Here is a 25,220-nt window from a genome sequence, read left to right as displayed (position 1 = left end):
ATGGACCGAAGCTATCGACCGTGCTGCTCATCGCCGCATTGTCGGCACTTGCCGGGTACAATCACGCCCGCGCCAAACGTGCGCTTGTTGGCCGGGCGCACGGCAATGTCATGGAGGTTGACGGCCTTCGCCTGCATTTTATCGAAGCCGGCACCGGCATGCCGCTCATTCTGCTGCATGGAAACGGATCCATGGCACAGGATTTCAAGTCGAGCGGCATCTTCGATCAGGCGGCAAAAACCTATCGGGTACTCGCATTTGATCGGCCGGGCTTCGGGCGAAGCACGCGGTCGCGCGGCCGGCGGTGGTCTGCCCGCGACCAAGCCGATCTCATACATGCCGCCGCCGGCAGGCTGGGTATCGAGAACTACATCGTGCTTGGACATTCGTGGGGCGCTTGGGTAGCCCTCGAATTGGCGCGCAGGCATTCTCGTTCGGTTGCCGGCGTCGTGCTGGTCTCCGGCTATTACTATCCGCCGCCGCGGCTTGATCTTGCGCTGGCCGCCCTCCCGGCTCTGCCATTCGTCGGCACCGCGTTTCGCCACACCTTGCTGCCGGTGCTTGTGAGGCTTGCCTGGCCTTGGACGATGCAGAAGATCTTCCACCCAGCGGATGTCCCTGCCGACTTCGCCGTTCTCGCAAAAGATATCGCCAGCCGCCCTTCCCAACTGCGGGCGGTGTGTTCGGAATCGGCATCGATGCTGGCGGCGGCCCTGCTGACGAAGGCCAGCTACACGGACATTGCCGTCCCGACCGGCATCCTGGCGGGTTCTGGAGACCGGCTGTTCGACGCCGAGGGGGAGGCACGACGCCTGCATGCGGAGGTCGGTGGGTCCCTCCTCGACGTCGTTGAGGGCGCCGGCCATATGGTTCATCAGAGCGCCCCGGGGGCGGTGATCGCCATGGTGGACACGATTGCAGGACGGCACTCCTCGTCTGAAGAGACCGGCGGCCATGAGCCCGCGAGTTCAGGCGGTGCAGCCTCGCCGGACGTGCCAGGCGGGCGATGAGCAACGCTCGGATGACATTGGCCGCCAAACCGGGCTTTCAAAGATGAACGATCAGCATCCCGCCGACATGCAGTCGGTCCTTCAGCAGAACATACAGGCTCTGGTCGACCACAGGCGACAACAGGAGGAGCACCAAGGCGTTCAGGTGCGAATTGCCGGCATCATTTCGCGCTTCGCGGGAAGCATGCCTTTTGTCTATTTGCATCTCGCAATTCTGATCGCCTGGATCCTTGCGAACCTTGGCCTGATACCGGCCGTCCCAGCCTGGGACCCAACTTTTGTGATCCTGGCCATGGTGGCTTCGGTCGAGGCGATCTTCCTGTCCACCTTCGTGCTGATCAACCAAAACAGAATGGCCGAACACAGCGAGCGCCGAGCGGAGCTGGATCTGCAGATCAGCCTTCTCAACGAGCACGAAACCACGAGGCTCATCGAAATGGTGGCTGCTTTGACGGAGCGCCTCAATGTCTCCACACCGGCCGATCAGGAGCTGCCGCAACTGGCCGAGAATGTCGATCCCCGGCAGGTGATGACGGAAATCCAGCAAGCTTCTGGAGATCAGGAGAAATCTTGAGCAAAAACGAAATGCCCCGCATTGGAGGCGGGCTGCCGCGGAGGCTAATCGAATAAGAGCCTACATCCAGAGGAACATTCGCTGCACTTCAAGGTTCGGTCGCGGGCCTACAATCCTCCCTTGTCTTGGCCTTCGAGGCTGTCGAAGCAGCTTCAGCCCGTCTCGGCTTTCCGAGGCGGGCTTCTCATGACTCCGCCGCGAGGTCGCGGTGACAACAGGCCGATGCGTGTCATATGGAACCAAGTTGACGCCGAGATCGTAGTAGCGGTGGCGACTTGGGGATATCCCGGATGAGCGATGGCGTTGTTCTGATCGTCGAAGATGAGACGATGATACTGCTCGACCTCGAGTCAGCTTTGGAGGAGGCTGGCTTTCAGGTCGTCGGCGTTCGAAATGCTGCCGAGGCGCTGGCGGCCTTCGACCCCGATCCCACCAGGTTCAAGGCCGTGCTCACCGACATCCGTTTGGGGCCGGGACAATCCGGGTGGGAGATCGCCCGGCATTTGCGTAGGTCCAACTCGACCATCCCAGTTGTCTATATGAGCGGCGACAGCGCGGTACACTGGGGAGCGGAAGGAGTGCCCAACAGCATTATGATCACCAAGCCCTTCTTTCTGCCGCAAATCATAACCGCCGTTTCGCAGCTTTTAAACGCTCGGCAAGCCCCAGAAACTCACATCTAGCGCTGATAAGCTTTTTCTCCTTCCACGAAAATCCATGGAACATTCTGTCCCGACCAGCGTTAGGGCGCGCCGGAGAATCCTTATTGTAGGTTTCTTGCAGTGCATGGGCGGGATGAAATGCATAGGGATGCCTATACCCCATCGGAACTTGCCGTACTGAGCCGTGTTCTTGCACGCAGCAATCTCAAGAACGAGACTGAAGCCGAGAGAGAACGGCGCGCATCGCGCATCCTTGCTTACTACCAAGCCGGGATCACGGACGAGAACGAGCTTGAACAGCTGTCCCGGCAGCCGCTGGGAAGATGACGACTGAGCGTCCGTGTCTCGGCAAGCATGCATTTATTCGTCGAGCTTTCGGTCGAGTTCGTCGAGCAACGACCGATGCTCGCGCGGCATGTCCGCATCGGTCGGTAGGTCCAGCAACTGGCGAAGCTGGCGACGGCTGGCGTCCGATGCAATCCACTGACGTATGAGACGGGCTATGGCCTTCTGTTGCGCCTTGCCGATTTCTTCCATGTTGGGAACCCGAACTTGTCCGAGGGTCGAACTCGGCGGATCCCCTCATGGTTCCCTGTCATGCATAACAAACCTGCGGTTGAGCTATGGGCCACCTCAAGGCAAGCGATGTGTGGCTGCCTGAAAGGCATCCCGAATTTTTTGCCTTGAACACGGCCGCTTTGCTCACCGTCAATTCGATTTTTCAGGCGTGGCTTCCGCCGGGACGCCCGACAGGACAGCCATTCTTGTCCTCGCATCCTGTATCCGGCCCTTGATGGTGGCTGTGTCGCAATCGCAGATGTCGGCGGCGTCTTCATAGGACAGTCCGAGCATGCAAACCAGAACGATGGCCTGCCGCTCCGGATCCGCCAGGAGGTCAATGGCACGCGCTACCCTGGGGCCGGCTTCCATCTGTTCCTGTGTGTCGGTGGCAAAAGGTTCCGACAAGCAACTCGCCGACCCTCGAGCCTGGGGGGCTGTGCCTTCAAGCCTGGCCAAGGAAGCCCTGCGCATGGTGGCGAAGATCCAGGGCTTTACCCTGCTTCCATCAAGACCATCGAGATCTGCAATCCCTTTGACCAATGTTTCTCGAACAAGATTGTCAGCTTCGTCGATGCTGCCGCTGAGCGAACGTGCGAATGCCCGCAATGCGGGAACAAGATCGACCAGGTTCGTCTGTTCGCCAGAACCTGGCAAGGACGATCCGCCAGGGTCGGTAGCGGGCTGTGTCTGCTCCGCAAGCGCCGGATCGGACGCGTTGAGCTTGCGATGGTGGTCAGCCATCACACCGATCCTCCAGGGACATGGGACCTCTTTCGTGTCGGTCTGATCTGGTGGGGTGAAGGGTCCAAGAAGCGACAATTGCCATGTTTTGCTCCAGGCTGATACTCGGGCCCGTCATCAGCAGGGTCCTGCGTGCGAGCAAGGGTGCATTGTCCCCCGGCACGCACAGACCCAATTAATCCGGTCGCCGACTAGGCGCACTTACATAGATTAAAGCGCCCACCCGCTTGCATTCATGGATCTACTCCATGACCGAGCGCTGAGTGATCTATGGCTCGCGGCTTTGGATATATGTCGGCTCGATGCCCGTCCGATGGGCATGTTGAAGCTGGTTGGGTGGGGGCTGATCCGATAATGGCGCGAAAATCGGCCGAATTCATCTCATCAATTTGATCTGAAGCGAGAGGCTTAGCCGCAGAACCTTGTCGCCATTTTCATCACGCACCTCGACAAACAATTTCTGGCCGTCGACGCTTTTCAATGCGTCTCTCGTAAGATCGATAAGGCCCTCGAATCCGACTCGGCGCACCTCTTCTAGGCCAGCGCATTCGACACCTATCTCATCCTGCAAGACCAAATCGCGATCGCCGGTGTCAAAGAAAAATCGTGCCATGGGAGAGCTTCCGTCACCACTAATCTGCCGGGTTCTTTTGATGCAGGTAAGTCGTGTCGAAATCCCCTGCGTGAGTGAGGCCGGGCCAGTCGATTGCATGCATTCTCGACCCCGTGGTGGCGATCAGGCCTTCACGTCGTAGTTCCTGAAGCATTCGGTTGACGTGGACCGTCGACAGACCCAATGCGTCGCCAAGTGCGGCTTGGGTTATGGGAATATCCGCAATGTGATCCTGAATGCGTCCGACCGCCCGCAAGCGAAATATGAGTTCGCACAAAATGTGAGCCATGCGGGTGTAAGCCTCACGTCTTCCAACGTTGGTGACCCACTCCCTGTACATCGCGGCGTCGATCAGCGTCGACCGCCAGAAAGCGGTGGCGATGCGAGGGTGCTGGTTACAGATGCTGCGTAGAACATCGTGTCGCATGAAGCCCACTCGGGCCGGCGTCATGGTCGAGAAATTACAATCCATGACCGACAGATGCAGCCCGTGCAGATCGGGAATGTCCCCGGCCACGAAGAAAGACGTGATCTGTCGCTTTCCTTCGCTTGTGTATTTGGTGGACCCGACCAAACCATCCAGGACGACAAACGAGTAAACAGGATGGTCACCCTCACGCACCAGGTCGTGGTTGGCCGAAAAATCTTTCTCCTGAATCGGTATGCTTTTCAAAACCGCGATTTCGGCTTCTCGAATGTCCGAGATGGTCTGAAGCTTGCGGATAAGTACATCCGAGGACGAAGAGGGGGACAAAATGGCTACCTAGCTGATGTTGCCCACCGAACTTTTATCCCAGCCAAAAGTTCCGGATGGCGGTGAAATCCGAATGAGCAGAACCTGGTTTGCCAAAGGCGCGATCAAAACCGCAGCCCACGGAACAAACGCACCCACGGCTTTGTACGTTTTCATACCTAACGCCGCTCCGCCGGAACGTAGGGTAGGCATTCGCGGTTACGTCGGACTCTTCGGGGAGTTCGCCATGGATGAGCCTAAGACAGCTTTCATTGATCGCCTGATCAAGGAAACCAGCGTCAGCGAAAAAGACGCCCGCGAACTGATAGCCCTGCTAGGGCTCAATTGGTCGTCCTTGGTCCGGGAAGCGAAGCTCCTGAAGCCACAGGCCCACGGTGCCTCTTATATGAGCGTGGACGGCGGCGGCGTCTCTGATTTCCAAACGAATTCTAACCAGGTCTCCGAGCAAGGCGGCCATTCTAGCCCGCTGGTCGGAAAGGCTGACACGTAGCGCCCGCGCTATCACGAGCTCGTTCAAAGTCCTTGTGGAGATTCTGGAAGCATGGCCGGCTAAACGGCCATCGTCGGCGGCGGTGACCGCTGCCAACAGAAGCGGCTCATCGAGAGCCGCATTGTTGGCGCGTTGCTCCATAGAACGCAAGACCGCGCACGCTGCCACTGCCTGCAACACTTTATCCGCCCCCAAGGAACGGGGTGGTTCCACTGACGTTCTCCGACGGTGGCAAGGTGAGACCTCAGTGAACAGACCCATTTCGCGGACGGAAATCATCGAAGAAGTCCATCACCCGTCGAATGACGGGGACCTCGCGAGAGACCAGGGCGCCTCGCCTTCCGCCGCAATCGCGGCGGCGCTGGCCGACTCCCTTGAGAGCGGTCCAAACAAGCATATTGTCCATATAGCCGCCTCGGAACGCAGTGCCGAAGAGACCGCTGCGGCTTTGCGTCAGTTTCTGCCGAGCGCGGACGTCATCTTCCTGCCGTCCTGGGATTGCCTGCCTTACGACAGGGTATGGCCGACACGCGCCAATATGGGGCGGAGGCTTCGCGCTCTGCGTGAGATCGCGAGCGAGCCAAAACGTCCGCGCATCGTGGTTCTGTCGATCGAGACCACGCTCCAGCGGGTGCCGCCCGCACCAGTCATTGCTGGCGGTTTTACAATGCTGGAACTCGGACAAGAGTTCGACCCGGATGGTTTCCGAACGAGAGCAGAGGCGATTGGATACGGTGTCGACGAAAGGGTCGACGAACCGGGCGAGATAGCCTTTCGGGGCGACCTCATGGACATATTCCCTGCTGGCGCCGATCACCCGGTTCGCGTCGTCATCGGTCCAGATAGCTGCATCCGGGAACTCAAGACCTATGACCCCATAAGCCAGCTTAGCGAACAGTCGCGCGAGTCGGTCACGGTTGGGCCAGCATCCGAGCTGATTTTCGCAACGGGGGATCATCCTGAGTTGGCAGCGATGCGCGCGACGTCGATGGAAGAACGCCTCGTCGCGTTATACGGCAGCATGCCGTCGGTCTTCGATGTGGCATCCGGCGCCTGTGTCTCCATCGCGGAAGGTCTCGAAGGCGCGCCGCTCGACCGCTTCCTGGGCCTGATCGAAGATGCTCGTGGTGCAAGGCAGGAGGTTGCCGCGCCCGCCAAACCCTTGCCGGAACAGTTTTACCTGTCGCGTCAAGAATGGGACGTCGCAGTCCGTAAACGCCACGGCACGAGTCTCGCCGTTTCTGCCGCGCGAGTTCCCAAATTCTTCCAGCAGGCGCGATCCGGGGATCAGTTCGCCGAATTTGTGGAAAGGCAGATAAGGTCGGGTGTCACCGTGGCATTCGCGGGCGAGGCCTCCGAACTGCGGCGAGCCGATCGTCTGCTCGATCGGAAGCTTGGTCGGCGAATGGGGGAAGTGGCTGACTGGCCGCGGATCCGTTCGGCCCCAAGGGGCTCTCTTCTCAAGGCCGAGATCGTTCTCGACGAAGGGTTTGTCGACGAGCAATCAGGCATCGCGGTGGTGGCCGCGGCCGACCTGTTTGGCCACGCCTTGAAAGCAAACGGCAGCGCGGCCACCAGCATGCTCGAACCCGAGTTGCGCATTGGCGACGTCGTCGTCCATGAGGACCATGGCCTGGCCACGCTGGTGGCGGTCGAACAGGTCGAGTTGGCCGGTCAGCAGCAGGATGTCGTCAGGCTGGAATATCAGGACGGAGCTTCCTTGCTGGTCCCGGTCGATGAGTTTGGGCGGATATGGCGCTACGGCTCGGAACCCGCTGCAGTGCCGCTCGATCGCTTGAACAGCGATGGGTGGCTCAACCGACGCAAGGCGGCGCTGCGCGATATCGACAGGCTGGCCAAGCGCTTGAGGGACCTTGCCAATGCCAGGTCCAGCCAGCCTGCCGCGATCATAAAACCCTCTCGCGCCGACCTTGCCCGGTTCGCGGCGCGGTTTCCCTATACCGAGACTCCCGACCAGGCTGCCGCCATCCGCGACGTGCTCGGCGACCTGTCGTCGGGGAGAACAATGAATCGCCTTGTCTGCGGCGACGTCGGCTTCGGCAAGACAGAGGTGGCCCTGCGGGCTTGCGCCGCCGCGGCCCTCTGCGGGAAGCAGGTGGCGGTGATAGCGCCAACAACGGTGTTGGCACGCCAGCACTACGAGACGTTCAGCAGAAGATTTGCGGGAACCGGCCTCGACGTCGCCCACCTCTCGAGAATGGTCGGAGCGGCGGAGGCGAGAGCGGTGAAGGAGCGGCTGCGGAGCGGTCAGGTCGCGGTGGTTGTGGGTACCCAGGCCCTGGCGGCCAAGAGCGTCAGCTTCGCCAATCTCGGACTGCTGGTGATCGACGAGGAGCACCGGTTCGGCGTCAAGTTGAAGCAGGCGCTGCGGAACATGGCGCCCTGCCTTCATACGCTGAGCATGAGCGCCACGCCGATACCGCGGACGCTGCAATCGGCGATGTCAGGCGTCCAGGAGGCCAGCGTCCTCAACTCTCCGCCCGCCAAAAGACGTCCCGTTCGCACCATCCTGGCGCCCTTCGATCCAGCTTCGGCAAGAGCCGCCCTTTTGCGCGAGTTTCGTCGGGGCGGACAGAGCTTCCTGGTGGTTCCGCGCATCGAAGACATCGATCCGGTTCGCCTGCAGCTAAACAGACTGGTGCCGGAACTCGCGGTCAAGACGGCGCACGGCGAAATGAAAGGGAGACAACTGGACGACATCATGGTCGGGTTCGCTAACGGTGACGGCGACGTCCTGTTGAGCACCGACATCATCGAGAGCGGCCTCGACGTGCCGCGGGCCAACACCATACTGATCTGGCGAGCGGACAGGTTCGGTCTGGCACAGCTGCACCAGCTTCGCGGCCGGGTCGGAAGGGGGGCGGTGCAGGCTATTGCTCTTCTTCTGACCGAGCCTGGCATCGAACTGGCCGAAGGCACAAGAGCCCGACTTTCGACCATGATTGCGCTCGATCGGCTTGGCTCCGGCCTTGCGATCAGCCAAAGGGACCTCGACCTGCGCGGGGCAGGAGACCTTTTCGGCGAAGATCAAGCCGGACACATGAAGCTGATCGGAGCAGGCCTTTACCAACATTTTCTGCAGCGGGCGGTCTCGCTGGCTGCGGGAGGGGCCGATACCGACAAGCAGCTTGCCGACATCAACGGCGCCGGAAAAGGGGCCTTTCCCGAAAGTTACGTCAACGAGCCGACGGTGCGCGTCAGCCTCTATGCGAGGCTGTCTCGTTTGGCTGCCGAGACGGACCTCGATGCATTCGGCGAAGAGCTTGAGGACCGCTTTGGAGACATGCCCGGCGAAGTGGCGGATTTACTGGAACTGACCAGGTTGCGCATAGCCGCGGCGGACCTGGGCATCAGCAAAGTCGATGTGGGACCAGAAGGGATCGCGATCACCTTCCGCAAGAAGCCGGTGGCATCAAAATGGCGCTTTAAAAACGCACAGGGCTTCGAGTTCCGCAACGGTCGGCTGATTTTCAGGTCCCCGATCCAGTCTCGCGGCTCAGGTATCGATGCCGTCCGCTCGGTGCTCGGTGCCTTGCGTGCAGCCCGGCCGGCGCGGCGCCGCCCATGATGGGTTCGCTCGGATCACCGGTTCCAGATCGTGGGGAAAGTCCGGCGCTTCGATGGGCAGTTCGTCAGCTGGCGTTCTCCCTTTGAATCACGGCCGGAAGCATTTCAGCGACTTCGATGAGGATATCCTTGACGAAGTGATTGATCTGGGCGCCCATCTACCGCGAGCCTGTTGTCTCCGATGGCGTCCGAACTTGCTGCCCGAACCAAAGTTCCGCCTGAAACGCGTGACGAGGCGAGCGAAAGTCAGCTAATACCGTGTCCGGCGTGCGGTTCGCTCAAGGCATCACTCCGGCTTGATGGGCGGTCATGGCAGCCATGTTCTGATCCAGATGGGCCATGATCCAGACTGAGCCCAGAACCACCAGCGCCACGATCAGCACGCCGAAGGCCAGGGCCAGGACGTTGTTGGTGTTGTCCCGTCCGGTCGTCAGGTGGAGAAAGAAGACAAGATGCACGCCCATCTGCGCGACAGCGAGCACCACCAGAGCCGAAATTACCGCCGGCTGGTAGATCAGGTTGGTCTGAGCCGCCAGGAACGAAGCGATCGTCAGCAGGATGGCCAGGCCGAAGCCAAGCAGGTAGCCAGAGAGGCCCCCCGCCATTTCGTGCTCGGTTATGCGTTCCTCGCCCGGTGCTGAATCGCGGCGGTCTGGCGTCTCGCCTGTCCCGCTCTCGCCCCCGATCTCGGTCATGGCGATGCTCCTAACAGATAAACCAAGGTGAAGATGGCAACCCAGATGATGTCGAGCGCGTGCCAGAAGAGCCCGAAGCAGTGGAGCCGCCGCAAAATATCGGACCGAAAACCCTTGACCCACAGCTGCGCCATCATGGTGCCGAGCCAGAGCAGGCCGAGGGCGACGTGGGTCCCGTGGCAACCAACGAGCGCAAAGAAGGCCGAAAGAAATGCGCTGCGAGACGGGCCTGCCTGCTCGCCGGCCATCGCCGCGAACTCCTGCACCTCCAGGAGCAGGAAGGCTGCCCCGAGCAGGCCGGTAACCAGCAGCCAGAACTGGGTGGCAGCCATCGATCTGCGGTGGCTCGCGAGCGTTGCCAAGCCGCCGGTGAAGCTCGAACTGAGCAGAAGGCCCGTTTGCACCGCAACGCGCGTGGGCTCGAACAGATCCTTGCCGGCCGGCCCGTCGGCGGTTGCCTTGGCGAGCACGGCATAGGCGGCGAAGAAGGCCGAGAACATGATGATGTCGGACAGCAGAAAGATCCAGAACCCGTAGGCAACGGTGACGAACTTCGACGCTGGGCCGCCCTGTCCGTGGCCCGTCGCGGATCTTGCACCATGGCTGCCGGTGCGATTGACCCGGTATTGGTCGCGTGTCTGGCCGTCGGCGCTGATGTCGCTGGTGAAGGCGTGATCGCTCATACCGGACGTTCCCAGCTGCGCAGGAAGGCAAGCCGCGCGGCTCGGCCGTTTCGGTCTATTCGCGCGACCTCATCGGCGGGGATCTCGTAGTCGCCATGATCGCGCCAGGCGAAGACGACGAAGGTGGCGTAGGCGCCGATGAAGCCGACGATCGCCAGCCACCAAATGTGCCAGATCAGCGCGAAGCCGATCAGCGTGCTGAAAAAAGCGGTGACGAAGCCCGTCGGGCTGTTGCGCGGCATCTCGATAGGCTCGTACGCGGCCTCCGTCCCCGCGCCCTGCTCCTCGATCCCCCGCTGCTTGATGGTCCAGTAGGGTTCTTCGTTCTCGACATGTGGCAGCCGCGCAAAGTTGAAGGCGGGCGGAGGGGAGGGTGTCGACCATTCCAGCGAACGCCCATCCCACGGGTCGCCGGTCTCGTCGCGAAGCTTGTCGCGATGCCGGATCGAAACCACCAGCTGCATGATCTGCAGTGCGGCGCCGATGATCATCACCAGCACGCCGAACGCGGCCACCACCAGCCACGGTGCCCAAAGATCCATGTCGATGTGCTGAAGGCGCCGCGTCATGCCAAGCAGGCCGACGATATAGAGGGGCACGAAGACCAGCATGTAGCCGACCAAGGTGACCCAAAACGCCGCCTTCCCCCAACCTTCGTGCAACCGGAAGCCGAATGCCTTGGGGAACCAGTAGGTGAAGCCGGCGAAGGCGCCGAACAGCACGCCCGAGATGATGACGTTGTGGAAATGTGCCACGAGGAAAAGCGAGTTGTGCAGCACGAAGTCGGCGGGCGGGACGGCAAGCAGGACGCCGGTCATGCCGCCGACGGTGAAGGTGGTGACGAAAGCCAGTGCCCAAAGCATGGGCGTGTCGAAGCGAACGCGCCCGCCATACATGGTGAAGAGCCAATTGTAGATTTTTACGCCGGTGCCGACGGCGATCACCGAGGTGGCGATGCCAAACGCGGCATTGACGTCGGCACCGGCGCCCATTGTGAAGAAATGGTGCAGCCAGACCATGAACGAGACGATGCAGATGAACATCGTCGCCGCGACCATCGAACGATATCCGAACAGCGGCTTTGACGAGAAGGTCGAGAAGATCTCGGAAAAAATCCCGAAGGCTGGAAGCACCAGGATGTAGACCTCGGGATGGCCCCAGGCCCAGATCAGGTTGACGAACATCATCTGATTTCCCCCGGCTTCGTTGGTGAAGAAATGGAAGCCGAGATAGCGGTCCAGCGTCAGCATCGCGAGCGTGGCGGTGAGGATAGGGAAGGCCGCGACGATGAGCAGGTTGGATGCCAGCGATGTCCAGCAGAACATCGGCATGCGCAGGTACCCCATTCCCGGCGCACGCATCTTGAGGATGGTCGTCACCAGGTTCACGCCGGTCAGCAGCGTGCCGACGCCGGAGATCTGGATCGACCACAGATAGTAGTCGACACCGACGCCCGGCGAGTAGGTGGTTTCCGACAAGGGTGCATAGGGCAACCAGCCGGTGCGCGCGAACTCGCCGATGACAAGCGAGATGTTGACCAGCAGGGCTCCGGTAGCCGTCAACCAGAAGCTGACCGAGTTGAGTGTCGGAAAGGCGACATCGCGGATGCCAAGCTGCAGTGGCACGACGAAATTCATCAGTCCGATGATGAAGGGCATTGCCGCGAAGAAGATCATGATCGTGCCGTGCGCCGAAAAGATCTGGTCGTAATGCTCGGGCGGAAGATAGCCTGGACCGTGGATGGCCAGCACCTGTTGCGTGCGCATCATGATGGCATCGATGAAGCCACGCAAAAGCATGAGCATCGCGAGCACGATGTACATCACGCCGATGCGTTTGTGGTCGACCGAAGTTATCCACTCGCTCCACAGATAGGGCCAATATCCCTTGAGACTTATCCAGCAGAGCACCGCTGCCGCGGCGAGGAACACCGCGAAGGCCGCAGCGAGGGGGATAGGTTGGTCGAACGGAATCGCCGACCAATCGAGCTTGCCGAGCATCGTCATTCTCCCCCTTCTGCCTGCTGGTGGTGCGCCATGGCCGCCGCTCGTAACGCCTTCGGACTGACCTGTGGCTCACCGCTGCCGGCACTTTCAGCGGGGCCGGGGCCGGGCGGCAGCGTCTGCTGAACAACCGCTTCGAACAGCCCGGGCTGCACGTGGCCGAACGAAGCCGGCGGCAGGTTTGTGCTTTGCCGGGCGAGCTCGCGGTAAGCGTCGGCGTTGAGCACGCCGCCGCCACCACGCAACGATGACGTCCAGCGGGTGAACGCATCAGGCGAAACCGCGGTCACGCTGAAGTTCATGTCCGAGAAGCCGTCGCCGCTGAAATGCGCCGACTGACCGAAATAGCTCCCCTCGCGGTCGGCCTGCAGATGCAACTCGGTCTGCATGCCGTTCATGACATAGACCATGCTGCCAAGCTGAGGCACGAAGAACGTGTTCATCACGCTGGCCGAGGTCAGCTTGAAATGCACGGGAACGCCGGCCGGGATGACCAGCTGGTTGACCGCTCCAACACCCTGCTCGGGATAGAGGAACAGCCATTTCCAATCGAGCGCCACCACTTGGATGTCGAGCGGTGGCTGCGCCGAGGCGATCGGTTTGCGCGGATCGAGGTGATAGGAACCGTAATAGATCAGTCCGCCAAGGAAGAGGATGGTGAGCGTCGGAATCGACCAGACGATCAACTCGATCCGGCCTGAATAGGTGAATTCCGGGTCGTAACGGGCATTGCTGTTGGAGGCGCGGAATTTCCAAGCGAAGGCCAGCAGTGCGATCAGCGTCGGAATGACGATCACCAGCATCACCGCCAGCGAGTTCAAAAGGATCGTGCGATTGCCCGCGCCAATTGGCCCCTGGGGGTCGAGCACGCCCCCCGCGCAGCCGGGCAAGAATGCGGCTGCGGGTATCCAGAGCAGCGAACGCGCCGGCTTGAAGGTGGGTGGCAATAACAGTGGCTGCGCCACGCATCTCGGGGAGGACGCGTCGTGAGGGCACGCGTTCTTCGCGTTTTCCATCTAAGTCTTCCCTGACGCAGAATTCGAGATACGCCCGGTGTCGCCTGCCGCCCAACGAACGCCTAACTGGCGCCTGTGACGTTTGTTCCGCCGCCGCCCGTCTTGGGCCGCCCGGGCGGCAAAGCCGGCGCGTTTTTGACAGATCTTGAGAACCGCAGCAGAGCGCTGCGCTCGGACAGGCTCAGCTATTTGGAACCGTCGCCGGCTCGCGCACGAACTTCATTTTCGGCGGCACGGCAAACTCCGTGAACCGATCAGCCAGGCTGTCAAGAGCTTGACGCATGCCCATGCCAGCCGCCGCCGCCCCATGTCCACTGATGACCATCTGCGGCTTCAGCGCGGCCAGGCGCTTCACCGATCTTTCCGCCGCATCCCAGTCCGGCGTGAAATAGCGTGGCGGACCGTGCATCTCGAGATCCTGAACGGCGACCTCATAGACCGACTCCTGGCCCGTGGTGATGAAAGCGTCCCCTACGATCAGCGAGCGGTCCTCCTCGCGCCAGAGCGAGATATGCCCCGGGGCGTGTCCTGGCGTGTGCAGCCACTGCCATCCGGGCATTCCGGGGATCGAACCGTCGGCCGGCAAGAGTTCCAGACGGTTGCCAAGATCGATCGGCCCGCGTGGAAATAGCGGCGAGAGCAGCGCCATCAGTCCACCCCCGACCCAGGGGTCCGGCGGCGGATAGGATGTGGTCCCGTCCAAATAGGGGCGCTCGAGCGGGTGCGCGAAGACAGGCACGTCCCACGTATTCGCCAGGTCCAGAACCGTTCCCACATGGTCGAAATGGCCGTGCGTCAAGATGATCGCAGCCGGCCGCGCGTCAATCCCGAAGCGCTTCTCCGCCACAGCAAGGATGCTGCTCCGGGACGTCGGCAACCCGGTATCGATCAGCACCCATTTCCGGTCTCCGCTGCCCGGTGCGCCGAAGAACACGACATTGACGATTGCCAGCCGCAAATAACCCAGATCCGGTGCGATGCTCCAAGCACCGTCGCCACGATCCTCGCGCCTGGCGTGGTCGATATCGGAAAGTTGAATTTGAACGGTCATGTGATCCCGTGCCTCTGTTGTTTGCCGGGCAGCCGGTCGAGTTAAGCGACGCCGGTGCTACATCGCCCCGAACTTGGCTCGAGCCTCCTTGTTCCTGATGTCGCCAATCGCCACCCAGTTCGCGGCTGGTCGACCACCGGAACAAAGGCTCGGCCAGTCGGTTCGGCTTTACCCCGCTCAGGCAGGATGAGGGGTCAGCTGAGCTGAGCAATGGGACGCGGCTTGCCTGATCGGATACGGCGTTTCGCCAAGGCAATTCGCGGTCCAAACAGGGCGGCCGAGTTTGAAACCGACTGCCCAAAGGAGACTTCGAATGGACGAAGTGGAACGCACGGACGGGCACGAAGTGGGTGAGTCGGCTCCGAAAGCTTCGCGCTTTGCCAGTTTTTTCATGGCGGGCTTTGAGTGCTCCTCGCATCGGCGCAAGGATGGCGTCCGCCTCGACCTTATTCGTGCGACTTCGCATAATTTGCATGCCCTCGGCGATTACCGGGCCTGCGCCGAACTCGGCCTGCGCACCATTCGCGATGGGCTACGCTGGCACCTGATCGAAACCGCTCCTGGAACCTATGACTGGTCAAGTTGGATGCCTATGGTCGAGGCAGCCCAATCGGCAGGGGTCCAGGTCATCTGGGACATCTTCCATTATGGATCCCCGGATCATGTCGATCAGGGGTCCATCCAGTTCATCGATGCCTATGCCTCGTTCGCGGCGGAAGCCGTGAGGGTGTACCGTTCGATAACCGGAACATCGCCTCTGTTGTGTCCGATCAACGAAATCTCCTTCTTCGCCTGGGCCGTCGAGGTCGGCTATTTCCCGCGCGTAGGGCCGAACAAGCGGGGATGGTTCAAGCGGCACCTCGTCAAGGCTGCCATAGCCGGTGTTCGTGCAATGCGGGAGGTCGATCCGGCATGCGGATTTGTCTGGGCCGAGCCGCTCATCCACATCGCGCCTCGCGACCGGACCCGCGGCGAACGGCGCCGCGCCGAAAACGCCCGACTGGGACAGTTCGAGGCCTACGACATGTTGCTGGGCCGCGTCGAACCGGAGTTGGGCGGCAGCGAGGATGTTGTCGACGCCGTGGGCCTGAACTTCTACCCACACAATCAATGGTACATAAATGGACCGACCATTCCGATGGGGCACCACGAGTACCGTGCTCTGTCGGAAATGCTGATCGAGGTCGCTCATCGATACGGCAAGCCGATGTTCATTGCCGAAACCGGCTCGGAGGGATCGGGCGGGGCGGCTTGGCTCCACTATGTCTGCGACGAGGTGCGTGCGGCGATAAAACTCGAAGCGCCGATCGAGGGTATTTGCCTGTATCCGATAACCGCTTACCCCGGGTGGGATAATTCCCGACATGCGGAGGTGGGATTGTTTTCCGTCATCCAGGCGGATGGCACGCGACGCCTCCGCCAGCCCGTCGCGGACGAACTGGTTCGGCAGCAAGATCTGTTCGCACCAAACCGGACGCGTTGAAGGAGCGGCCGGCAACCAGGCGGGGGCGGCGTTGTGGATGCCGCCCCTGGCCGTTGGATCAGCTTTTTGCGGTCTCCCCCGCCGCGCGCAACTTGGCGTACCGCAGGGTCACGTCGCTCAGATTTTCCTTAAGCCAATCGGCCATCGCTTCCTCTTCGCTCAGATTTTGCTTGAGGACCGTTTCGGCATCCTGGAAGCCGCCGGCCTCGGCGAGCACCAGGAGCGAATTGTAGGCAGCGATCTCGTAGTTCTCGAAGGCGAAATTCGCTAGGCTGTTCTTGATGATCTCGTCGCCTGCCATCGAGTGTCCCATGGCAGCCATGCTGCCAACCATCGACAGGGCCGTGTCCTTGAGAGTCGAGTGCTCTTCATCGAGACCCTCCAGGACCGTCTCGAGCCGAGTGATCTGGCCCTCGGTCTCTTGAATATGCCGGCGCAAGCGATCAGCCACCTCAGGATAATTCTCGATACGCTCGACCTGTGGTTTCATGATCGACAGCGCTTGGTTCTCCATGGCATGGGCGTTGCGCAAGCCAACAATGAATATCGAACGGCTCTCCGAGTTGAAGTTTGTATCCATCGCAATTCTCCTTCTGTTTTCTGCCGCGGTTAATTCAGCTCCCATGTGCGGGAGAACTCGCCACCAGTCCGGCCAGGGACGTCCTTCCAGTGCCCGCCCATTCCGGCAGACTTTTCTGGATGCGAGCGAAAGTGGCCAGAGCCTGTCCGACCACCTGGTCCATGTTGTAGTAGCGGTATGTTGCCAGGCGGCCGACAAACCACACGTCGGGACAGGTTGCGGAGAGCGCTTCGTAGCGCTTGTAGAGCGCTTCGTTTTCGGCTCGCGGCACCGGGTAGTACGGGTCGCCGATATCCGTCGGGTATTCGTAAGTCAGGCTGGTCCGCGCGTTCTGCTGGCCGGTCAGATGTTTGTACTCGGTGATGCGGGTGTAATCTTGCGTCTGCGGATAATTGACGACGGCGACCGGCTGAAACTGCTCGCGGTCCAGGGTGACGTGCTCGAAACGCAGCGAGCGATAGGGAAGATGCCCAAGCTGCCACCCGAAATATTCGTCGATCGGACCGGTATAGATCATCCGCCTGAACGGGATCTTCTCACGGATTTCGCGGAAATCGGTCTGCAGCATGATCTTGATGTTCGGATGGTCGAGCATGCGTTCAAACATCCTGGTGTATCCGCCGGCCGGCATTTTCTGGAAACTATCGCTGAAATAGCGGTCGTCACGGTTGGTCCTGGTCGGCACTCGTGCCGTCACCGACTTGCTCAGTTGACTGGGATCGACGCCCCATTGCTTCCTGGTGTAGCCACGGAAGAATTTTTCGTAGAGCTCGCGGCCCACCGTGCTGACAACGACATCCTCGGCCGTGCGAACGTCCTCCACAGTCTCGCGTCGCGACGCGAAGAATTCCTCCAACTGGGCCGAGGTCAGATCCAGTCCATAAAGGCTGTTGATCGTGTCGAGATTAATCGGGATGGGAACGAGTTTCCCGTCCACCGCCGCCAACACCCTGTGCTCGTATGACCGCCACTCGGTGAACTGCGACAGGTAGTCCACGATTGCCTGGCTGTTGGTGTGGAAGATATGCGGACCGTAGCGGTGGATCAGGATGCCGGCTTCATTGTAGCAATCATACGCATTGCCGCCGACATGGCCGCGACGATCTACCAGCAGGACGCTTTCGTGACGCTGCGAGGCTATCCTTTCGGCAAGCACGCTGCCGGCAAAACCCGCCCCGACGACCAGCCAGTCGAACATGGCTAAGCGCTCCTGCGAAGAGGGACGATTTTCTTGCGTTCATGGGCGCGCTCGATGTGAGCCGCCATGGCATTCCATGTTCGCTCCCAGGAGGTATCCGCAAGGTAGGCGTCGACTTGTTGCCGGAGCATCTGGCGCGGTCGCGAAAGAGCCGAGCGGAGCTTGGTTTCCAGATCGTCGCTGTCGGCGATTTCCACCAGCCCGGCAGCGCCGTAGCTGCGCACCACGTCCACGATCGCCGTCGAGACTACCGGCAGCCCTGCCGCGAGGAACTCCGGCGTCTTGGTCGGGCTGATGAAGCGGGTCGCTTCATTGAGGGCGAACGGCATCCAGCCGGCATCCCAATGGCGCAGGTAGTCGGGCAGATCGCAGTAGGCTTTCCCGCCCAGCCAGTGAAGGTTCTCGGCGCGCGGCAGGCTTGCAGCGTCGATCTTGACCACCGGGCCGAGCATGACGAAATGCACGTCCGGCATGGTCTCCGCCGCCTGGGCTACGAGATCGACGTCCAGCCGCTCGTCGATGACGCCGAAATAACCGACCCTCGGGTGAGGAATGCCGGCCTGATCGGCCGGGTCTTTTCCCGGCTTCCTGGCCTGGTGAAAGTGGTTCACGTCGATGCTGCTCGGAAAGGGATAGATCGCGTGATGCAGGTGGCGCTTGGTCTCGAACAAGCTCAGGCCGCCGGTGAAAACAAGATCGGCGCGGTGCAGAAGCGCCTTTTCCATCTGCCTCAATTCAGGCGGCGCATTCTTGAACGCCGAGAGTTCGTCCATACAATCATAGACACATATGTCAGGCTCAAGGTACTCCGTGAAGCGGAGAGCCATTGGCGTATAATACCAGGCGATCAGCCGGCTGTGCGGCATAGACGCGATTGTCTGCTGAACAAATCTGCGCTGCACGGCATCTGCTTTCGCGGCCGACGTGCCGACCGGGAGCACTGGTGTCACAATCAGAATGTTTGGCGAGGCCTCGCTCGTCCGCATTAGCGGCTGCGGCAATTCTTCGAAGACAGGTTCTTCAAAGTAGACCACCCTCTGCTGCATGGATGCGAGAGTGAGGATATGCTGCGGGCGTTGATGAACGAAATTCCACCTTAAATGAGAGAAGCAAACCAGTAGATTTTGCCTGCCAGCCTGTTTACTGACGGTTACCCTGCCCAAGGCTGCTTCCATTGAGATATTCCTTTTATAGACGGTGGTTTATGTTGCGACTAACATTTGTTAATCGTGGATGAGGGGGAACTAGACTTCGGTTTCAGCTCCTAACTTTCGGGTAGGTGAGTTGTTCCAAGGTGAAACGGAGAGCCTCGGTCGCCGCTTCGGATTGGACGAATGCAAAGCGCCGGCTGCGCGGAGGCAGACTGGCTGTCTCAAATGGCGGGTCATCGAAACTGCCCGCGACCAAGTTTGCTGGTGGAGAACCGCCTTCGCCGTATTTGCGTTGAACTTGCTGGCTATAAAATGTGCCGGACATCAACTTGATTCGCCCGCGGCTTGGGCGGGTCCGGGGCAAGGGCAAATTCCGGGGCTAAGATGAAGATCGACTTCGATACCAACGTGTTTCCGCTGTTTCATCCGCAAAGCGTGGATGACCTCAAGGACCCATGCCCCGTCTTCGATGGCAGGCTGTGGCATGTCTTCGGTTCCAGCGGGACGGTGACGACCGAGACGTGGAGGATCCTGCACGCCACGGCCCCCGACCTCTATGGGCCTTGGACCGAGCACGAAGCGATCGAGCTTCCCATCAACGGGACCGGGGTCGCGGCTCCGGGCGTCATCCACGAAAGTGGCGTCTTCCATATGTTCATCCAGACCGAGTTCATGAAATCCGGGGGCCGCTGCGAGCATGCGGTTTCCAACGACGGCTTTCATTGGGTGGTTCTCAGCCCGGCCATTCTCGCCATCCCCGACACGGAAGAGGATGGCATCTACGATCCGCATCCGGCCGTCATTGGTGGCAAGCGCTATCTCGTTTACTCTGCCATGCCGAAATTCAACAGGGTGCCGCAGCCCGACATCTATCTCGCACGCAGCCAGTCCGACTCGTGGTTCGGGCCGTGGAAGCGGATCGGCAAGATCCTCGATCACGCTGATGTCCCTCATCACAATACGAGAGAGGACCCCGACTATGAATGGGGCATAGAAGGTGCCCAACTGGTCGAGTTGCCGGATGGCCGCGTGCTTCTGAACGCCACTTGCTTTCTTCCAAATGGCCTTCGTGGGAATCGCCAGCGCGTGTTTTTTGCCATCGCTGACGAGGTTGCCGGACCTTACGTGTCCATAGGCCCGGTACTCGAACCAGGCCAGCCGGGCGAGAACGGTCATTCAACGGTGATGATCGAAGGCAGCCAGCTTTCCCTGTTTTACCAAAGCCGGGTTGCCGCGACCGACCACCGGTGGCGCTACGGCTTGGCCCGATGTGACGTGGCTCTGTTTTCCAAGGTTGCATGATCCTGGTCTGCCGGCCGGCACGACTGCGTTCGACCGGCCGGAGCGGCTGTCGTCGTCGTGCAATTGAGTTCCGTTGACACGAGGCGATCCGTTGCCAGTTCTTTCCAAATTAAACGCCTACCCGGGCGGAACAATGCTTCCGGGCTGAGGTTCGGCTGACTTCAAACGGAGAGTCAGCCATGTATTACACCGACAAGAAATTGCAGTTCCCGGTTCGAGTCGAGACGCCGAACCCAATCTTTGCTCGCGCCTTACAGCAGGCCATAGGCGGAGTGGAAGGCGAAATCCGTGTCGCCTTGCAATATTTCTTTCAAGCGTGGGGGTGCCGTGGACCGGCCAAGTACCGCGACCTGCTGTTGAACACAGCCACCGAGGAGCTCGCCCATATCGAGATGCTGGCGACCGCGGTCGCGCTCAATCTCGAAGGGGCACCGCTTTCATTGCAGGAGGACGTGTCGTCCGATGCGGTCGGCGGCTCTGTCCTCAACGGGATGAATTTCCGTCATATCTTGTCGACTGGGCTCGCCGCCCTGCCGGAAAACTCCAACGGTGTTCCCTTCAATGCTTCGCATGTTTATGCCAGCGGCAATCTTGCCGCCGATAGGTCGCCAACGTAACCGCGGAAGGAAGCGGACGCGTGCTTGCGACCCGCCTCTACAACATGACCAACGATGCCGGAATGAAGGACATGCTGTCATTCCTCATTGCGCGCGACACCATGCATCAGCAGCAGTGGCTGGCGGCGATCGAGGACATGGGGGGCCTGACTGCGTCTCTGCCGGTGCCCAATTCCTTCCCGCAGGAGAAAGAGCGTCAGGACGTATCCTATGCCTTCATCAACTGTTTCATCGAAGGTGTAGCACCGGCGCAGGGACGCTGGAGCGAAGGCCCGTCGATGGACGGCAAGGGCGAGTTCTCCCTGGTGCCCGGCGCACCGATGGGCGAGGAGCCAATGCTTTCGCCGCCACGGCCAAGCTCTGGCGCGCAGAGCGAGCAGATGTTCGACAGGAAGGCAGCCGAATAGTCATAGTCGCAGGCCGAAGGCGGCGGCCAAATGGGGGCCGCTTCCGCTTTGTGCCGTTCGTACTTGTCAGGTCGCGTCGGGCCGAAGGATCCTGGCGCAGACATCGCGAATGAGCTGCGGCAGGACGTCGAACGCATAGCCGACATGCAATCGTTCGAGCGGCGTGTGATAATCGCGTCCCCACGGACCGATGTTGATTGTCGGTATGTTGGCCAGGGCTCGCGTGAGGGGCCAGCGCACGCTGTCTTTCCAGGCTGGTGTGTTGCGGGCGACGACGTCGAGGGAGGACTCGGCCGCTTCGCCAAAGAAGCTCATGTCCGAAATCCCGGCGAAATAGTCCGCGCAGGTGACCACGCTGCCATAGCGAGCCGCTGCCTCGTCGGCCACCTCGACGGCAGCGGCTCGCAGCCTGGCGGCTGCCGGCTGCGCGGAAAGGTTCGTCGGCAGATAGGGAATGGATCCGAAGCCCGTCACGATGGCTGGTCCGGCCAAGCGGCTGAGTTCCCAGGCCTGCTCGGTTATCAATCGGCACTTCTCGGGCAGGGGCTGGTCGCCGGCGGCGATCGAAGCGGAAACAGCTTCGAGCCGCATCCGCTCCGGTTCTTCGAGACGCGCCAGCAGAGTCTCATACCGATGGACCGGGATCGATTGCACCATCTCCAGCAGACCTGTTTCGTGCTGAGCGGAGACGCGCCGCCGGAGCTCCTGTAAAAGACGCGAGGCCGCTTCGGCGCATAGGCTGTCGAACCGGTCGAGCACCTCACTGGGCGCCCGGCGATAACTCAGCACATTGAAAGTGGCATGGGCGGTCCGCGGTGTCGTGACATCATACCCCGTCTTTCCGTCCCGAATCCCGAGCAGGCTGGGCGGGGTGCCGGGTTCGGTGCCGCACATGTCGGTGAGCTCGGGCGCCCATTCGATCCGCGCGGCGATTGCCGCGGCGATCGCGCCGGCATTGAGGCCATTCAAGGGAAAGCCGCTATGTGTGGGAACACCAACCACGCAGGCGGCCGGAAGCAGCTTGCCGACGGTTCCCAGAGCGATGACGCGACCCTTGCTGCCGTCGCCATCATCCGCGATCGCATCGAGATTGATCACCGCGAGCAAATCGAGGTCCCGCTCTTTACAGAGTCCAGGCAGCATCTGCGCCGCCTTGCGGGCGCCGGCGGAATTGTTCTCCTCGTCCGGCACTGCGATAAAAAGCAGATTTCCAGCCGGCTTTGCGCTTTCGGCAAATTCGGCGCATACGGCCAGCCCGGCTGCAAGGCCCGCCTTCATGTCGAGAAGACCGCGTCCGGCAAGGAACTCCCCGCCCGCGAAATCATGGTGGGCCAGAATGGCGGCTGGAGCGTTCGCGGCGACGAGGGAACCGTGCAACGCCTTTGTCAACGCGTCGGGCCGAGTGGCCAGAGGCTCCAACTGTCCGTAGTCGCTTGTCCCGACGGTGTCGTAGTGACCGGTCAAGAGCACGGTCGAGCGACCAGTGCCGCGCAGGAGCATCGCCACGCAGTGACGGCCGTCCTGGGGTCCGACCTCGATCGTCCAGACCTCCGCGTTCTGAAATGCCGTCTCCTTTCGGAGTTCCGCCGCCAACCAAGGGCCGAAGGCAGCCTCGCCGTCCGTGCCGGTGATGCTCTTCTGCTCGGTCAACCCGATTGCCCAGCGCCGCGCGCGACTGGACAGCGTCTCGATAGGGTTGCGGGTCATTGCGGTCCTGCCATTCGGGTGGGAACGGTGGACCCTATCCTGGTCAAGCGATTTCTCTCAAGCGTACTTCGGCCCTGGCTTAGTGGAATTAGAAGGCATTCGTGCTCGGAGGGGAACTCTCGGGCCGGGGCAGCTCATCTCGATCGCGGACTGGCGGCGCTTCCGACCAGTTCTTCCTGCATTGCTCTTGGATCGCAAAAAGCTCTTCGCCGACGGAACATCGCAGGGTCCATGAAGTTGGGCTGCCAAGGAGGAACGTGCCATGAACGGTGTCATCTATCTTATCGGCCTCGTCGTTGTCGTGCTCGCGGTCCTCTCCTTCCTCGGTTTTCACTAGGTGACCCATGCAACGTAATGACGGCCAGGGCCGTAAAGCCACCGATTTCGACAAGGCGACAAGCGACGTTTCCGATAGGCTTGGCCGGGAAAAAGAGCGCGCGAGCGAGTTGCTTCACGATGCTCGCGACGGACTGACCCGCAAGGCTGGCGACTACGCGACAGAAGCCACGCAGGTTATTTCGGACAAGGCGGAGGAGACGCAGCGCGACATCGGATCAAGCTTGGCGGCGTTGGGCGGCGCGTTACGCGCGGCCAGCGAGCATCTGGCCAACAATGATGAAAGGACCGCGTCGAAATTTGCCCTGGACGCCGCTGGCGGGCTGGAGCGGCTTTCCTCCTCGTTGAAACAAAAGCCGTTCGGCCAGGTGCTTGAGGATGTGCAGTCTTTCGGCCGGCAAAACCCCGGTGTCCTGCTTGCCGGGTCTGTACTGGCCGGATTGGCGCTGGGTCGGTTCATCAAGGCTTCCCCGCCCAGAAGCCCCGAAGCATCTCGAAGTGCCTCGGGTGGTGCAAATTCGCAGACCGGCGAAGCTGCTGGTTGGTCGGCCGATGGGGCGCAAGGATTCGGCGGCGGTGTTGACGATCTGGCCACGCATTATGGGGAGCAAGACAGATGAACACTCAAGACAATCCCAGCCTCGCGACCCTGGTGACCGACTTGGCCCAAAACGTCACCACGCTGGTGCAAACCGAAGCCAGGCTTCTGCGGGCGGAGCTCTCTGAAAAGTTTACCAAGACGGGCGCTGGCGCCGCCGAGGTGCTGGGCGGGGCCATCTGCCTGCTCGCGGCTCTGCTCGTGCTGCTTCAGGCACTGGTCATCGCATTGACGAGGGCAGGGCTGGGGGCCGGGTGGTCCTCTCTGTTGGTCGGCGTGGTGGTGGCAGTTCTTGGCGTCATTCTGCTGCGCACCGGCATGGCAAGCATGGCGCCTTCCGAACTTACTCCCGACCGAACCCAGGAACAGCTCAGGCGCGACGCGACTGTGATCAAGGAACAAGTGAGATGACCGAGAAATCCGCAGCCGAACTCGAACGCGAGGCGGAAGCCGCGCGCGCCAGGGTGGTGGAGACCGCCGAATCCATTCGAGGCAAAATGACACCGGGACAATTGCTGGACGAATTCACCGGCATCTTCTCTGGAGGAGAGAGTTCGGCAATGCTCAACAACCTGAGAACGCAGGTCAGGGACAATCCCTTGCCCGTGACCATGGTGGGCGCCGGTCTGGCTTGGCTGATGCTGGGCAGCGGTCCGTCGAACGGCAGCCGTCGCCCGGCCGGCTATACGGCGCCAACCCCGCCCCGCGGGGGTGACGAGGCGGAGGGCGGCGGCTTGGGCAGCACGCTCTCCGGAACCGCTGAATCGCTCACGTCGGCCGCAAGCAGCGCTGGCGCAGCCATATCGGGCGCAGCAAGCGGCGTCGCCGAAGGGCTGACGAGCAACGCCGCCAGCGCAGGATCGACGGCTGGCGACATGGCTGCGAAAGCCAGCCGCTCGGCACAGGAGCTGTTGAACGATCAGCCCCTCGCCGTTGCGGCGGTCGGTCTCGCCATCGGCGCCGCGATAGGCGCCATGTTGCCCCATACCGCAATGGAGGATGAGCAGCTGGGCGGCTATGGCGAGAAGCTTCGCAACACCTCGGAGACCATGCTCGAGCAAGGCCTCGATCAGGCCAGGCAGGTTGCCGCGGACGCCTATGAGACGATCAAGCAGGAAGCTGGACGGCAGGACACACAAGCAGGCACGGTGGCCGACCAGATTGGTGAAATCGTCAAGTCCGCGGCCGACACGACGGAGCAGTCCCTACGGGAACGGATCTCTCTCCCGTCGGAACAAAAATCCTAGCCGAGGATGCTGGAGCCACCGCAACGATGGGCGATTCTCGCAAGGCAAGGCGGGAGCTTCAACCGATTGGCAGTGGGGGCTCCGCCACTTCAGCAACCACGATTGCGGCGGGCGCTTCGAATGAAGCGTCGCCTTCGATACACCAGCTCGCGA

General features: G+C 61.2%; 24 protein-coding genes and 1 pseudogene. 11 read left to right on the top strand and 14 right to left on the bottom strand.

What is annotated here, in order from left to right:
- Positions 1-11: 11 nt before the first annotated feature.
- Complete coding sequence (locus tag FJW04_RS30315) at positions 12-179, bottom strand: hypothetical protein (RefSeq protein ID WP_246673855.1); 168 nt, start codon at positions 177-179, stop codon at positions 12-14.
- Here FJW04_RS30315 and FJW04_RS17650 point away from each other — a divergent pair.
- From FJW04_RS17650 to FJW04_RS17640, 3 genes are all read left to right on the top strand, one after another.
- Positions 159-1,010 carry an alpha/beta hydrolase gene (locus FJW04_RS17650; RefSeq protein WP_246673854.1) on the top strand — a complete coding sequence of 284 codons (852 nt, stop codon included), beginning with the start codon at positions 159-161 and terminating at the stop codon, positions 1,008-1,010. The two genes, FJW04_RS30315 and FJW04_RS17650, sit on opposite strands and share 21 nt — an antisense overlap.
- Positions 955-1,584, top strand: coding sequence for a DUF1003 domain-containing protein (locus tag FJW04_RS17645; protein WP_015316411.1), 630 nt, complete (start codon positions 955-957; stop codon positions 1,582-1,584). The genes FJW04_RS17650 and FJW04_RS17645 overlap by 56 nt, the downstream gene beginning before the upstream one ends.
- Before the next feature lie 290 nt (positions 1,585-1,874).
- Positions 1,875-2,267, top strand: coding sequence for a response regulator (locus FJW04_RS17640; protein WP_015316412.1), 393 nt, complete (start codon positions 1,875-1,877; stop codon positions 2,265-2,267).
- Between the two features lie 339 nt (positions 2,268-2,606).
- Here the strand turns inward: FJW04_RS17640 and FJW04_RS29965 are convergent, their stop codons facing one another.
- The 4 genes from FJW04_RS29965 to FJW04_RS17620 all read right to left on the bottom strand — a co-directional run bounded on the left by FJW04_RS29965 (position 2,607) and on the right by FJW04_RS17620 (position 4,915).
- The gene (locus FJW04_RS29965) at positions 2,607-2,783 is read right to left on the bottom strand and encodes a hypothetical protein (RefSeq protein ID WP_157163632.1); all 177 of its coding nucleotides are present in this window, start codon (positions 2,781-2,783) and stop codon (positions 2,607-2,609) included.
- 171 nt (positions 2,784-2,954) lie between these two features.
- The gene (locus tag FJW04_RS17630) at positions 2,955-3,548 is read right to left on the bottom strand and encodes a sigma factor-like helix-turn-helix DNA-binding protein (RefSeq protein ID WP_246673881.1); all 594 of its coding nucleotides are present in this window, start codon (positions 3,546-3,548) and stop codon (positions 2,955-2,957) included.
- Positions 3,549-3,924: 376 nt separating this feature from the next.
- A complete protein-coding gene (locus FJW04_RS17625) occupies positions 3,925-4,161 on the bottom strand; it encodes a hypothetical protein (protein WP_015316415.1) in 237 nt (78 codons plus the stop codon).
- Between the two features lie 19 nt (positions 4,162-4,180).
- Entirely contained in the window at positions 4,181-4,915 is a 735-nt protein-coding gene (locus tag FJW04_RS17620) for a Crp/Fnr family transcriptional regulator (protein ID WP_140715611.1), read from the bottom strand.
- A 73-nt stretch (positions 4,916-4,988) separates the two neighbouring features.
- Between FJW04_RS17620 and FJW04_RS29960 the strand changes: the two genes are divergently transcribed.
- Together FJW04_RS29960 and FJW04_RS17610 are read left to right on the top strand one after the other, a co-directional pair.
- Complete coding sequence (locus FJW04_RS29960) at positions 4,989-5,405, top strand: hypothetical protein (protein ID WP_041163349.1); 417 nt, start codon at positions 4,989-4,991, stop codon at positions 5,403-5,405.
- A gap of 247 nt (positions 5,406-5,652) precedes the next feature.
- On the top strand, positions 5,653-8,994 hold the full coding sequence (locus tag FJW04_RS17610; protein ID WP_181172971.1) for a DEAD/DEAH box helicase: 3,342 nt from the start codon (positions 5,653-5,655) through the stop codon (positions 8,992-8,994).
- 277 nt (positions 8,995-9,271) lie between these two features.
- Here FJW04_RS17610 and cyoD read toward each other — a convergent pair whose 3' ends face one another.
- The 5 genes from cyoD to FJW04_RS17585 form a co-directional block, all read right to left on the bottom strand.
- Positions 9,272-9,688 carry a cytochrome o ubiquinol oxidase subunit IV gene (gene cyoD, locus FJW04_RS17605; protein WP_015316420.1) on the bottom strand — a complete coding sequence of 139 codons (417 nt, stop codon included), beginning with the start codon at positions 9,686-9,688 and terminating at the stop codon, positions 9,272-9,274.
- A complete protein-coding gene (locus tag FJW04_RS17600; RefSeq protein ID WP_140715610.1) occupies positions 9,685-10,371 on the bottom strand; it encodes a cytochrome (ubi)quinol oxidase subunit III in 687 nt (228 codons plus the stop codon). Before FJW04_RS17600 ends, cyoD begins: the two co-directional genes overlap by 4 nt.
- Complete coding sequence (gene cyoB / locus FJW04_RS17595) at positions 10,368-12,371, bottom strand: cytochrome o ubiquinol oxidase subunit I (RefSeq protein WP_181172981.1); 2,004 nt, start codon at positions 12,369-12,371, stop codon at positions 10,368-10,370. The genes FJW04_RS17600 and cyoB overlap by 4 nt, the downstream gene beginning before the upstream one ends.
- A 2-nt stretch (positions 12,372-12,373) precedes the next feature.
- Positions 12,374-13,390, bottom strand: a complete 1,017-nt coding sequence (cyoA, locus tag FJW04_RS17590) for a ubiquinol oxidase subunit II (RefSeq protein WP_140715608.1) — start codon at positions 13,388-13,390, stop codon at positions 12,374-12,376.
- Between the two features lie 181 nt (positions 13,391-13,571).
- Positions 13,572-14,441 carry an MBL fold metallo-hydrolase gene (locus FJW04_RS17585; RefSeq protein ID WP_015316424.1) on the bottom strand — a complete coding sequence of 290 codons (870 nt, stop codon included), beginning with the start codon at positions 14,439-14,441 and terminating at the stop codon, positions 13,572-13,574.
- A gap of 313 nt (positions 14,442-14,754) precedes the next feature.
- Here FJW04_RS17585 and FJW04_RS17580 point away from each other — a divergent pair, with 313 nt between their 5' ends.
- Positions 14,755-15,924: a beta-glucosidase gene (locus FJW04_RS17580; RefSeq protein ID WP_181171267.1), complete on the top strand. Its 1,170-nt coding sequence runs from the start codon at positions 14,755-14,757 to the stop codon at positions 15,922-15,924.
- Between the two features lie 58 nt (positions 15,925-15,982).
- Here the strand turns inward: FJW04_RS17580 and FJW04_RS17575 are convergent, their stop codons facing one another.
- From FJW04_RS17575 to FJW04_RS17565, 3 genes are read right to left on the bottom strand one after another with little or no spacing between them, the layout of a single operon-like run.
- Positions 15,983-16,504, bottom strand: coding sequence for a ferritin-like domain-containing protein (locus FJW04_RS17575; protein ID WP_015316426.1), 522 nt, complete (start codon positions 16,502-16,504; stop codon positions 15,983-15,985).
- Between the two features lie 34 nt (positions 16,505-16,538).
- On the bottom strand, positions 16,539-17,702 hold the full coding sequence (gene glf / locus FJW04_RS17570) for a UDP-galactopyranose mutase (protein ID WP_140614620.1): 1,164 nt from the start codon (positions 17,700-17,702) through the stop codon (positions 16,539-16,541).
- Positions 17,703-17,704: 2 nt separating this feature from the next.
- A complete protein-coding gene (locus FJW04_RS17565; RefSeq protein ID WP_140614619.1) occupies positions 17,705-18,877 on the bottom strand; it encodes a glycosyltransferase in 1,173 nt (390 codons plus the stop codon).
- 360 nt (positions 18,878-19,237) lie between these two features.
- On the opposite strand from FJW04_RS17565, the gene FJW04_RS17560 reads away from it, so the two are divergent.
- Both FJW04_RS17560 and FJW04_RS17555 read left to right on the top strand, forming a co-directional pair.
- The gene (locus FJW04_RS17560) at positions 19,238-20,155 is read left to right on the top strand and encodes a hypothetical protein (protein WP_181166253.1); all 918 of its coding nucleotides are present in this window, start codon (positions 19,238-19,240) and stop codon (positions 20,153-20,155) included.
- A 179-nt stretch (positions 20,156-20,334) separates the two neighbouring features.
- Positions 20,335-21,179 (top strand): annotated as a pseudogene (locus FJW04_RS17555) (manganese catalase family protein).
- Positions 21,180-21,245: 66 nt separating this feature from the next.
- Here FJW04_RS17555 and FJW04_RS17550 read toward each other — a convergent pair.
- Complete coding sequence (locus tag FJW04_RS17550; RefSeq protein WP_210241304.1) at positions 21,246-22,829, bottom strand: M20/M25/M40 family metallo-hydrolase; 1,584 nt, start codon at positions 22,827-22,829, stop codon at positions 21,246-21,248.
- A gap of 401 nt (positions 22,830-23,230) precedes the next feature.
- Here FJW04_RS17550 and FJW04_RS17545 point away from each other — a divergent pair, with 401 nt between their 5' ends.
- Genes FJW04_RS17545 through FJW04_RS17535 form a run of 3 tightly spaced genes read left to right on the top strand, consistent with a single transcriptional unit; the run spans position 23,231 to position 25,067 of the window.
- Positions 23,231-23,842 carry a hypothetical protein gene (locus FJW04_RS17545; protein ID WP_140715606.1) on the top strand — a complete coding sequence of 204 codons (612 nt, stop codon included), beginning with the start codon at positions 23,231-23,233 and terminating at the stop codon, positions 23,840-23,842.
- Complete coding sequence (locus FJW04_RS17540; RefSeq protein WP_140715605.1) at positions 23,839-24,231, top strand: phage holin family protein; 393 nt, start codon at positions 23,839-23,841, stop codon at positions 24,229-24,231. Before FJW04_RS17545 ends, FJW04_RS17540 begins: the two co-directional genes overlap by 4 nt.
- Positions 24,228-25,067, top strand: coding sequence for a DUF3618 domain-containing protein (locus FJW04_RS17535; protein WP_140715604.1), 840 nt, complete (start codon positions 24,228-24,230; stop codon positions 25,065-25,067). Before FJW04_RS17540 ends, FJW04_RS17535 begins: the two co-directional genes overlap by 4 nt.
- The last annotated feature ends 153 nt before the right edge of the window (positions 25,068-25,220 follow it).

This window comes from Mesorhizobium sp. B2-7-3 (genome assembly GCF_006440715.1).
Taxonomy (GTDB): domain Bacteria; phylum Pseudomonadota; class Alphaproteobacteria; order Rhizobiales; family Rhizobiaceae; genus Mesorhizobium; species Mesorhizobium australicum.
This window is presented reverse-complemented; position numbering and strand designations above follow the sequence as displayed.

Coding starts and splice junctions, on each gene's coding strand:
- FJW04_RS17650 (WP_246673854.1), top strand. CDS start 159: ATGCCGCTCATTCTGCTGCATGGAAACGGATCCATGGCACAGGATTTC.
- FJW04_RS30315 (WP_246673855.1), bottom strand. CDS start 179: ATGCAGCAGAATGAGCGGCATGCCGGTGCCGGCTTCGATAAAATGCAG.
- FJW04_RS17645 (WP_015316411.1), top strand. CDS start 955: ATGAGCCCGCGAGTTCAGGCGGTGCAGCCTCGCCGGACGTGCCAGGCG.
- FJW04_RS17640 (WP_015316412.1), top strand. CDS start 1,875: ATGAGCGATGGCGTTGTTCTGATCGTCGAAGATGAGACGATGATACTG.
- FJW04_RS29965 (WP_157163632.1), bottom strand. CDS start 2,783: ATGGAAGAAATCGGCAAGGCGCAACAGAAGGCCATAGCCCGTCTCATA.
- FJW04_RS17630 (WP_246673881.1), bottom strand. CDS start 3,548: ATGGCTGACCACCATCGCAAGCTCAACGCGTCCGATCCGGCGCTTGCG.
- FJW04_RS17625 (WP_015316415.1), bottom strand. CDS start 4,161: ATGGCACGATTTTTCTTTGACACCGGCGATCGCGATTTGGTCTTGCAG.
- FJW04_RS29960 (WP_041163349.1), top strand. CDS start 4,989: ATGAGCAGAACCTGGTTTGCCAAAGGCGCGATCAAAACCGCAGCCCAC.
- cyoD (WP_015316420.1), bottom strand. CDS start 9,688: ATGACCGAGATCGGGGGCGAGAGCGGGACAGGCGAGACGCCAGACCGC.
- FJW04_RS17600 (WP_140715610.1), bottom strand. CDS start 10,371: ATGAGCGATCACGCCTTCACCAGCGACATCAGCGCCGACGGCCAGACA.
- cyoB (WP_181172981.1), bottom strand. CDS start 12,371: ATGCTCGGCAAGCTCGATTGGTCGGCGATTCCGTTCGACCAACCTATC.
- cyoA (WP_140715608.1), bottom strand. CDS start 13,390: ATGGAAAACGCGAAGAACGCGTGCCCTCACGACGCGTCCTCCCCGAGA.
- FJW04_RS17585 (WP_015316424.1), bottom strand. CDS start 14,441: ATGACCGTTCAAATTCAACTTTCCGATATCGACCACGCCAGGCGCGAG.
- FJW04_RS17580 (WP_181171267.1), top strand. CDS start 14,755: ATGGACGAAGTGGAACGCACGGACGGGCACGAAGTGGGTGAGTCGGCT.
- FJW04_RS17575 (WP_015316426.1), bottom strand. CDS start 16,504: ATGGATACAAACTTCAACTCGGAGAGCCGTTCGATATTCATTGTTGGC.
- glf (WP_140614620.1), bottom strand. CDS start 17,702: ATGTTCGACTGGCTGGTCGTCGGGGCGGGTTTTGCCGGCAGCGTGCTT.
- FJW04_RS17565 (WP_140614619.1), bottom strand. CDS start 18,877: ATGGAAGCAGCCTTGGGCAGGGTAACCGTCAGTAAACAGGCTGGCAGG.
- FJW04_RS17560 (WP_181166253.1), top strand. CDS start 19,238: ATGAAGATCGACTTCGATACCAACGTGTTTCCGCTGTTTCATCCGCAA.
- FJW04_RS17545 (WP_140715606.1), top strand. CDS start 23,231: ATGCAACGTAATGACGGCCAGGGCCGTAAAGCCACCGATTTCGACAAG.
- FJW04_RS17540 (WP_140715605.1), top strand. CDS start 23,839: ATGAACACTCAAGACAATCCCAGCCTCGCGACCCTGGTGACCGACTTG.
- FJW04_RS17535 (WP_140715604.1), top strand. CDS start 24,228: ATGACCGAGAAATCCGCAGCCGAACTCGAACGCGAGGCGGAAGCCGCG.